We start from the raw sequence: 1,315 nt of genomic DNA, 5'->3' as shown, positions 1-1,315 counted from the left end.
CGGCGAAGGCGCTGTCGGTCCCGCGCGACACCGTGAGACAATGGCTCTGCGTATACCGGTCGTTCGGAAGCGAGGTGCTGCTATCCATGGACGGCAAGCAGGCCAGGTACACATACGAGCAGAAGGTCGCCGCAGCCTCCGCCGTGGTCGACGGCGGCATGACGAAGGCCGAGGCGATGGCGGCGTTCGGCATAATGTCGATGTCGCCGCTCAAGAGATGGTGCGCGCTCTACCGCGAGGGCGGCGCCGAGGCGCTCAGGCCCAAGCCCAAGGGCCGGCCGAGCGGTTCCAAGGCGAGGCCGCGCACGCGCGAGCAGGAGCTCGAGGAGCGCTGCCGAAGGCTCGAGACCGAGGTGGCCTACCTAAAAAAATTGCGTGCCCTGGTCGAGAGGGACGGACTCTGACCAGGGCGAAGGTCGAGGCCGTGAGCGCCCTGCGCGAAGAGGGGCACGGGCTGGGGCGCCTGCTGGAGTGCGCCGGCATGGCCCGGTCCAGCTACTACTACGCGCTGTCGCACCCGAAGGCTCCCACCAGGCCCGAGCTCTGGGAGGCCGCCGCCGAGATATTCTCGCGCACCGCCAACGGGTGCGGCCACAGGCAGATCGCCATGTGCCTGCGCGCCGAGCAGGGCGTGCGCATAGCCTACAAGACGACGCTGAAGATGATGCGCGAGATGGGCATCAGCTGCGGGATCCGCCGCGAGACCGACTACCACAGGTACAACTCGTACAGGGGCAAGGTCGGAAAGACCTTCGAGAACGTCATCGGGCGCGACTTCGCCGCCGACGGGCCGTGGGAGAAGATGGGCACCGACGTCACCGAGTTCAAGCAGCCCTGGGGCAAGGCCTACTTCGCGCCGGTCTACGACTTCGGCAGCAAGGAGATCGTCGCCTGGTCCACGTCGCTGCACCCCAACATGGCTCAGCAGCACGAGCTGCTCGACCAGCTCGTGTCCAAGAAGCCCAAGGGCTCCAGGCCGATCCTGCACTCGGACATGGGCTGGCAGTACCAGCAGGCCGGTTGGTGCAAGCGGTTGGAGGAGGCCGGCGTGGTGCAGAGCATGTCCCGGAAGGGCAACTGCATCGACAACGGCGCGACGGAGCAGGTGTTCGGCCACATCAAGGACGAGTTCTTCCGCGGAAGGACGTGGCCGGACTTCGAGTCCTTCAAGGCGGACCTCGACGACTTCGTGGTCCATTGGAACACGAGGAGGCGCCAGGTTAAACTGAAGGGACTGACCCCGGAGGAGTTCCGGAGACAGTCCCTTGCGGCGTAGTTTTTATTTAAGCCGTCCAAGTTTTGGGGTGCAGTTCAT

Annotated in this window: 2 protein-coding genes; both read left to right on the top strand. The window is 65.5% G+C overall.

Annotated elements, in window-relative coordinates; all coding sequences use genetic code 11:
- Nucleotides 1–404: transposase (locus ACMO6A_RS05245; RefSeq protein ID WP_418470868.1), on the top strand; the 404-nt coding region annotated here is incomplete at its 5' end.
- A 20-nt stretch (nucleotides 405–424) separates the two neighbouring features.
- The gene (locus tag ACMO6A_RS05240; RefSeq protein WP_418470867.1) at nucleotides 425–1,276 is read left to right on the top strand and encodes an IS3 family transposase; all 852 of its coding nucleotides are present in this window, start codon (nucleotides 425–427) and stop codon (nucleotides 1,274–1,276) included.
- Nucleotides 1,277–1,315 lie beyond the last annotated feature (39 nt).

It is taken from the genome of Eggerthella sp. (assembly GCF_048329335.1).
Classification (GTDB): domain Bacteria; phylum Actinomycetota; class Coriobacteriia; order Coriobacteriales; family Eggerthellaceae; genus Eggerthella; species Eggerthella lenta.
This window is presented reverse-complemented; position numbering and strand designations above follow the sequence as displayed.